Raw genomic sequence first — 7,948 nt, 5'->3', positions numbered from 1 at the left:
ACGTAACTGGCGCAATCCAATTACAAGAAGGCGTGGAAATGGTAATGCCGGGTGACAACGTTGAAATGTCAGTAGAATTGATCCACCCAATCGCAATGGACCCAGGTCTACGTTTTGCGATCCGTGAAGGTGGTCGTACAGTGGGTGCTGGTGTAGTTGCGAAAGTAACTCTATAATCAGTATTGATTGTATAAAAAGCGCTCCTTTGGGGGCGCTTTTTTATGCGTGATAATTTTTATATGCATTTCTTGCGTCGAATTAAAGCAGTGCTTTACTCCCTTACGTCGAAAAAATAATTTCACTTATCATTATTTTTTCTCCTTATGTCCTTAACTGATATTTTCCTGACCTTATCTGCACTTATGGCAAATTTTTAAATACGTAATATAGGAGTTAAGAAAAACAAACATAAGTGAATTGAGCAATATTATTTTGCTAAATAGGAGTAAGAGTCATGAATGCAAAGGTCAATATTACCAATCGTGCAGGTGCAAGCTTTCCTGTTCGTCGAATGAATTTCGATTTTAATAATGTGCCAGAATACTGGATGAATGGCTCAGCAGGTCTTACCCATTTTATGACAGCATTATCTGCACTATTTCCGGCAGGTGAAAAATTTTTTATTGATAGTGTTCGAGCTGTTCGCCAGCATACTGCCATTAAAGATAATCAGGAATTACAAAAAGAAATCAGTGCGTTTATTGGTCAAGAAGCCATGCATACCCATGAGCATGTCGGTTTTAATGCTTCAGCACAAAAATATGGGCATGATATTGCTGCTTTAGAATCTAAAACAGATAGCGTGATTCAAACTTTTCGCAAAATATTCGTAAAAATAGCAAAACCTGTGGGTATTACGCAGGAGATGATTGATTTAACCGCGACTACCGCACTTGAGCATTTCACCGCCACCCTTGCGTCTGAATTGCTGCGTAATCCGCATATTCAAGAGCTGATGACGGACCAGACGATGGCAACCATGTGGGCGTGGCATGCAATTGAAGAAAATGAACATAAAGCGGTAGCCTACGATGTTTTTGAGGGCGTGTTTGGTCGAGGTCTTAAAGCCTATATATTACGTACCAGCTCTTTAAGCTTAGCAATGGTAATTCTTTTTATCACTCAATCCTATTTTCTTGCACGCTTATTAAAAGAGGATAAACAGCTAAATCTTAAATCATTAAAAGAAATTTATGCTTATGCCTATAAACCCTCTACAGGCATTATTGCCGGCATGGGCAAGGAAATGCTGGCTTATTTTAAACCAGGTTTTCATCCGAATGATTTGGATACTGTCAGTTTGCTAGACACTTGGAAAGTTAAATTAGGTTTTTAAGCAGTATTAACTCTTTGGGCAATAAATATTGCCCTTTTTTCTCGATTTTTTATGCAAAGTTTCTATAATGCGAAACTTCTGTTATTTAAAAGATGAACGAAGATGATTCGTTTAATGCAAAAAGCGGATGTAAGTCGCATCACGCAAATTGAGCAATTGGTACAAAGCCATCCATGGACGGCAAAACAGTTTGAAGAATCCATTGATTCTTATATTAGTACCGTGATTGAGCATCAAGGACAGGTGGTCGGTTTTTGTATCCTGCAACCGGTGTTGGATGAAGCAAATCTGCTACTGATGGCCATTCATCCGAGTCAGCAGGGTAAAGGATTAGGCTTTCAATTACTTGAAGCTTCAATTGCCATGCTGAAAAATAATCCGCTGCAAATTTTTTTAGAAGTGCGAGAAAGCAATAAAGCTGCGGTTGCACTGTATGAAAAAGCCGGTTTTCATCAGATTGATTTACGTAAAAATTATTATCCAAAACCGGATGGCTCACGCGAGCATGCCATTATTATGGTGAAATCATGCAGTGATGATTTTTCACAGCTTTTTAAATAATTAATGTTATTTGATAATTGGGTTATTCCATCCAGAGGGCAGCGTCGTCATTAGTGAGTTTCCCAATTGTTGAATTTCTTCTTGATTGAGCAAGCGGTTTAAACGGCGCCATTGTCCATCAATCAGTAGCTCTAAAGGTACATATTGAGATTTGTAATTCATTTTATTGGAATGCGGCACCCAATAACCTAAATAAACATAAGGCAAATTTAAAGCTCGAGCATGTTCAATTTGTTTAAGTACTGCAAATACGCCGAGTGAGCGTCGACTCTCATCAGGATCGAAAAAAGTATAAACCGCAGAAACTCCATCATCTAAAGGATCACAACTTGACACGCAAATAAGTTTGTCATCTTTCCAGAATTCGAGAAAAAAACTGTCCGTGCAACTATGCACTAAAAACTTTTCGAATTGATCTAGGCTGGGTGGAAACATATCGCCATCGGCATGACGCTCATTGATATAGCGTTCATACAAGGCATAATGAATATCAGATGCATCCGCAGTACGCGTAATTTTGATGCTTAGGTCTTGATTGCGTTTCCAGGCTTTTTTTTGCGTACTGTTCATGTGAAAATCAGCAACAGGTACTCGACTAGATAAGCATTGGCGGCATAAGTGACATTCTGGACGATAAACAAAATCGCCACTGCGACGAAAACCAAGACGAGAAAGTTCAGATAAACTGACCACATCAATGCGATGTGCCGGATCTAAAAAGACCATCCGCGCTGATTTATTTTCCAGGTAACTACAGCTATGCGGTGGGGTAATATAATACTGTAAATCATTCAATAGGGACTTTGGGTGATACGAATTCATAGCAAGATCCCTCGGTTATTTTCATTCAATTAATTGTGCGTGTTGCGCTATTGTTTTACTTGAAAATACACCCTCTTGATATTTTTTCCAATCTATAGAGGGCTGTTTAATAACATCTTGTAACGAATTAAGATACGCTTGGCGAGAAAGTGTGCAAGCACCTAAGCTTAAAAGGTGATCATTGACCAGTTGACAGTCAATCCAAGGTAGATGATTTTCCTGACCAAGTAGCATTAAAGTATAAAAAGCCATTTTAGAAACATCGGTTTGGGTGCTAAACATTGATTCACCAAAACAGCCACGTCCAATCGTAACGCCATACAAGCCACCCACCACTTTGCCTTCATCCCATACCTCAATACTATACCCATAGCCTGCATCAAATAATTGGCAGTATCCATCAATAATCTCTTCAGAAATCCAGGTATCTTCAGCATAACTACGCGGCAGCGAGCAGGAACGTATTACTTGTTCAAACGCATGATTAATTGTAATTTTATAGTCAAACTTTTTCATATTGCGAATTAAGGACTTGCTAGGATGATAATCCAGCGGACGGATAATGCAACGTGGTTCAGGGCTCCACCAGCAAATAGGCTCACCCTCACTAAACCATGGAAACAGACCGTGAGTATAAGCTTCAAAAAGCGTAGCAGGGGAGAGGTCGGCACCTATGCAAATTAGCCCCTGCTCATCGGGATCAGCTTCAATGGGATCGGGAAAAATGAATTCTGAGGGTGCTAATGGGTGCATAGGATTCAGCCTGAACGAAATGAAAAACTCGCGATAAGCGGTTATGATTTTTATCATACAAAAAACCGCCCAGTGAAGGACGGTTTTTATTTAGTTGAATTGATTTGTTTAAATCAGTCAGCTAAAGCATCAAGATATTTTTCAGCATCTAGCGCCGCCATACAGCCTGAACCCGCTGAGGTAATCGCTTGACGGTAAACGCTGTCAGCAATATCGCCTGCAGCAAATACACCGGCTACAGAAGCCGCAGTTGCATTACCTGCTGTACCACTTTGAACTTGAATATAACCATCACGCAGGTTTAACTGACCTTCAAACATGCCGCTGTTTGGTTTATGACCAATGGCTACAAATAAGCCTGTTACTTCTACATCCTGTTTAGATTCGTCTTTAGTTGATTGAAGACGAACAGCAGTTACACCTGATTTGTTGTCACCGAGGACTTCATCCACTTGATGATTCCATATAATGCTGATTTTGCCTTCTTTCTCTTTCTCGAACAGATGATCTTGAAGAATCTTTTCTGAACGTAATGAATCACGACGGTGAACTAAAGTCACATGTGAAGCAATGTTTGAAAGATATAAGGCTTCTTCAACCGCAGTGTTACCGCCACCCACAACCATAACTTTTTGGTTTTTGTAGAAGAAACCGTCACAGGTTGCACATGCGCTGACACCTTGACCCATGAATGCAGCTTCGGATTCAAGACCCAAGTACTGAGCCGTTGCACCTGTTGCAATAATTAAGGCATCACAAGTGAACTCTTCCATATCGCCTTTTAAAATGAATGGACGGACGCTTAAATCAACTTCGTTGATATGGTCATACACAATGTCAGTACCAAAGCGTTCAGCATGCGCTTGCATACGTTCCATGAGTGCAGGGCCTGTTAGACCTTCAGGGTCACCCGGCCAGTTGTCGACTTCAGTTGTGGTGGTCAATTGACCACCCAATTGTAAGCCGGCAATCAGCGTTGGCTTTAAGTTGGCACGTGCAGCATACACAGCTGCGCTATAACCAGCAGGGCCTGAACCTAGAATAATCAAACGTGAGTGACGAGCGCTCATTCGCGGCATCCTTTTTTTATTTAAAAATTTGTGAAATTATACGTGAAACTCGATAGCAGTTGTGTGAGTTCGATGTCGATATTATTGATCATTGAAATCGATTTGAGCTATATACAATAACAATGCGGTGCTAGATACTGCATTGATAGCATAGGCATCCACAGCCTATACATAATATTGCATCTTTTTCTTTGGAACAGGTGCATAATATCGAGTTTAATTGCGAAACTATTTTGTCTTAGTTTCTTACAAAAACATGAATGAAAAATTGGTTACAGGACAGTATATGACTGCGGTGTCGAGTGCTTACGCACAGCGCTTAATAATGACATTATTTTTAGTCTCTTTTGGAATTTATTTATTCCTTGCAACAGTGACTTATACGCCTTTTGATCCAGGCTGGATGCATATTTCCAGTGATACACAGCAGGTATCGAATGCCAGCGGTGTAGCAGGTGCCTGGATTGCAGATTTACTGTTCGGTTTCTTGGGCTGGGCAAGTTTACTCATTCCAATCTTTCTATTCGTGGAGGCAATTCAGGTCTGGTGGCCATATAGTTTTTTGAATAAGCCTTTTCGCTATGCTGCACAGTTTTTTATTTTACTGGCGACAGCAAGTTTATTGTATTTATTTTGGCAAGTTCCGGCAGACACGCTAGACAATGCATCCGGCGGTATTATTGGTTATGAATTGGGACAAAGTCTGTCCCAAATTTTAACGATTTATGGTGCAACCCTGTTTCTGGTGGTGTTTTGGGTGGTGCTATTTACCCTTACCTTTGGCGTGAAATGGAATAAAACCTGGGCCACACTTAAAGCGACCCCCGCTTATTTACAAGACTTATTTTATAAAAATGTCCCAGAAACAGAGTCTGCATTTGATCGCACCACACCTGAAGTCAAAAAATCAGTGGCGAGTGTGAAGCAAAAAATAGCCACAGAAACCTTAACACCTGCTCCAGAACATCGTGAAGTTCCAGAGACATCACCTCTGGTACGAGATCAGGCTGCGGAACGCTTGTTCAACGATATGGTGGAAAAAGAACAATATGCACAACAGCAACTCATTGATGCTGAAGATGAAGCGGAATTCGCACAAGTCTTGGAAAAAGCGCATCGCCTAGAAGAAAATACTCGACGTGTGGTTGCAACCGGTGAAGTTTGGCGTGCATTAAACTCGGATGAAAATCAAAAACATAAACAAGATATTGATGCCTTGTTAAAAGCTGCAGAAGAATCTGATCTGCATACACCAAATGAACATTTTAAGACATTTGTACATGAGCAGCCTACATCAATCGCTACGCCAGAGTCTAAACAGAATTTGGACTGGGATGATGATGAAATCTTTGACGAATTACTTGCCGCTGTTCCCAATGGAAAAACAGCGACGGATGTGCATACCCCATTTAATCATGTAGACAGTGAATCTTTGCTATCCAGTGTTGAAGCGAGGATTGTGATTGCACCAACTGTAGCAGCTTCACCTTCGATACACACTACACCTAAGAACACAGCTTTAGATAATGAGTTTGATGGACTCGATGATCTATTGGTAGATGATTTGTTGATTGATGATATTGAAGAGCCTGCTCCAGTGCGTACTACCAGTAGCTATGCGCAATCTTCAGCTTTTGTAAGCAGCCAAATAAAGACCCAGATTCAGCAACCGATTATTTCTGAAGATGAAAAAGCTTTAATTTCATCGAATAAGGATGTGTTTCGTGAAGTGTGGCAGGAAACGGCAGGCAAACCAGTCGAAATTGCTGAACTGAATGAAGATGATTTTGATTTAGATGCTCCTTTGACCGATTCAATGGGTCGTCCGATGTCACTAGCGATGCAAGTGGCTGCACGTCGTAAGGATTTGTCACCACTACCGGGACTTGATTTACTGGATAAAGTTGATCCAAATAAAAAAGTCAATTTCACTGCCGAACAGCTAGCACGTTTATCTGAACTTTTAGAGATTAAACTACAAGAGTTTAATGTCAAAGCCAAAGTGGTTGAAGCACAGCCGGGGCCGGTAGTTACGCGTTTTGAGCTGGATTTGGCACCCGGTGTTAAAGCGTCTAAAGTCACCAATATTTCACGTGACTTGGCGCGTTCCATGTCGATGGCCTCAGTTCGTGTGGTTGAGGTGATTCCGGGTAAACCGTATATCGGGATTGAAGTGCCGAATAGCGCCCGTGAAATGGTGCGTCTGATCGAGTTGTTAACCATTCCTGCTTTTACCGACCCCAACAGCATTCTTTCGATGGCGATGGGTAAAGATATTTCGGGTAATCCAGTCATTGCTGACTTGGGTAAAGCACCGCATATGCTGGTTGCAGGGACAACCGGTTCAGGTAAATCGGTGGCAGTAAACTCGATGATTTTATCGATGCTATTGAAATATACCCCGGATCAGTTACGTTTGATTTTAATTGACCCGAAACAGCTGGAACTTGCCAACTATAACGATATTCCACATTTGCTTACGCCAGTCGTGACTGACATGAAAGATGCAGTGAATGCCTTGAACTGGTGTGTCAATGAGATGGAACGTCGCTACAAGCTGATGTCCTATTTGAAGATTCGTAAACTCAGTGACTATAACCGTAAAGTCGAAGAAGCGATTGCCAATGGTGAAGACTTAATTGATCCAACCTGGAAAGCCAGTGATTCGGTGGTTGGGGAGCGTGCACCACGTTTAACGCCATTGCCATCGATTGTGATTGTTGCCGACGAATTTGCTGATATGATTATGCAGGTGGGTAAAAAAGCTGAAGAAATGATTACCCGTTTGGCGCAAAAATCACGTGCTGCTGGTATTCACTTATTACTTGCGACTCAGCGTCCATCGGTCGATGTGATCACCGGTTTGATTAAAGCCAATATTCCAACTCGCGTGGCTTTACGGGTAAACAGTAAAATTGACTCACGTACTATTTTGGATGCGGGTGGTGCAGAGGACCTATTAGGTCATGGTGACATGCTGTTCCTGGGGCCAGGTAAAATTGAGCCTGAACGTGTTCATGGAGCTTTTATTTCCGATGATGAAGTGAACAATATCTGTGATGCATGGCGTGAACGTGCGGCTCCGAATTATGTTGATGAAATTCTGACGCCTTATGATGAAGAACCGACTTCGCGTGGTTTTGAAGATGGTGATGGTAGCTCTGATCGAGATGCTTTATATGACCAGTGTGTGTCCTTTGTTCTGGAAACACGTAAGGCTTCAACCTCGTCGTTACAACGTAAATTCAGCCTCGGTTATAACCGTGCTGCACGCATCATTGACCAGATGGAAGAAAATGGGATTGTCAGTAGCATGGGTGCCAACGGTAAACGTGAAATTTTAGTTTAAATTTTCATACTGAGTTCAAGGCCTGCTTATGCAGGCTTTTTTCTGGACATTAAAAAT

General features: G+C 41.5%; 6 protein-coding genes and 1 pseudogene. 4 read left to right on the top strand and 3 right to left on the bottom strand.

The genetic code is table 11. The annotated features are described in order from the left end of the window. The 3 genes and pseudogenes from ACP69Y_RS06775 to rimI all read left to right on the top strand — a co-directional run. Positions 1 to 176: pseudogene (locus ACP69Y_RS06775) on the top strand (hypothetical protein); the annotation flags it as partial. A gap of 278 nt (positions 177 to 454) precedes the next feature. Further along, a complete protein-coding gene (locus ACP69Y_RS06770) occupies positions 455 to 1,336 on the top strand; it encodes a metal-dependent hydrolase (protein ID WP_425917270.1) in 882 nt (293 codons plus the stop codon). A 102-nt stretch (positions 1,337 to 1,438) separates the two neighbouring features. Continuing rightward, positions 1,439 to 1,897 carry a ribosomal protein S18-alanine N-acetyltransferase gene (gene rimI / locus ACP69Y_RS06765; protein ID WP_425917268.1) on the top strand — a complete coding sequence of 153 codons (459 nt, stop codon included), beginning with the start codon at positions 1,439 to 1,441 and terminating at the stop codon, positions 1,895 to 1,897. A gap of 6 nt (positions 1,898 to 1,903) precedes the next feature. Here the strand turns inward: rimI and ACP69Y_RS06760 are convergent, their stop codons facing one another. The 3 genes from ACP69Y_RS06760 to trxB form a co-directional block, all read right to left on the bottom strand. Further along, positions 1,904 to 2,719, bottom strand: coding sequence for an arginyltransferase (locus ACP69Y_RS06760; protein WP_425917267.1), 816 nt, complete (start codon positions 2,717 to 2,719; stop codon positions 1,904 to 1,906). Between the two features lie 21 nt (positions 2,720 to 2,740). After that, complete coding sequence (gene aat, locus ACP69Y_RS06755; protein WP_425917266.1) at positions 2,741 to 3,472, bottom strand: leucyl/phenylalanyl-tRNA--protein transferase; 732 nt, start codon at positions 3,470 to 3,472, stop codon at positions 2,741 to 2,743. A gap of 113 nt (positions 3,473 to 3,585) precedes the next feature. After that, positions 3,586 to 4,542, bottom strand: a complete 957-nt coding sequence (gene trxB, locus ACP69Y_RS06750; protein WP_425917265.1) for a thioredoxin-disulfide reductase — start codon at positions 4,540 to 4,542, stop codon at positions 3,586 to 3,588. Positions 4,543 to 4,828: 286 nt separating this feature from the next. On the opposite strand from trxB, the gene ACP69Y_RS06745 reads away from it, so the two are divergent. Continuing rightward, positions 4,829 to 7,891 carry a DNA translocase FtsK gene (locus ACP69Y_RS06745; protein WP_425917263.1) on the top strand — a complete coding sequence of 1,021 codons (3,063 nt, stop codon included), beginning with the start codon at positions 4,829 to 4,831 and terminating at the stop codon, positions 7,889 to 7,891. Positions 7,892 to 7,948: the final 57 nt, after the last annotated feature.

This window comes from Acinetobacter sp. TSRC1-2 (assembly GCF_049895885.1).
GTDB lineage: Bacteria > Pseudomonadota > Gammaproteobacteria > Pseudomonadales > Moraxellaceae > Acinetobacter.
This window is presented reverse-complemented; position numbering and strand designations above follow the sequence as displayed.

Coding starts and splice junctions, on each gene's coding strand:
- ACP69Y_RS06770 (WP_425917270.1), top strand. CDS start 455: ATGAATGCAAAGGTCAATATTACCAATCGTGCAGGTGCAAGCTTTCCT.
- rimI (WP_425917268.1), top strand. CDS start 1,439: ATGATTCGTTTAATGCAAAAAGCGGATGTAAGTCGCATCACGCAAATT.
- ACP69Y_RS06760 (WP_425917267.1), bottom strand. CDS start 2,719: ATGAATTCGTATCACCCAAAGTCCCTATTGAATGATTTACAGTATTAT.
- aat (WP_425917266.1), bottom strand. CDS start 3,472: ATGCACCCATTAGCACCCTCAGAATTCATTTTTCCCGATCCCATTGAA.
- trxB (WP_425917265.1), bottom strand. CDS start 4,542: ATGAGCGCTCGTCACTCACGTTTGATTATTCTAGGTTCAGGCCCTGCT.
- ACP69Y_RS06745 (WP_425917263.1), top strand. CDS start 4,829: ATGACTGCGGTGTCGAGTGCTTACGCACAGCGCTTAATAATGACATTA.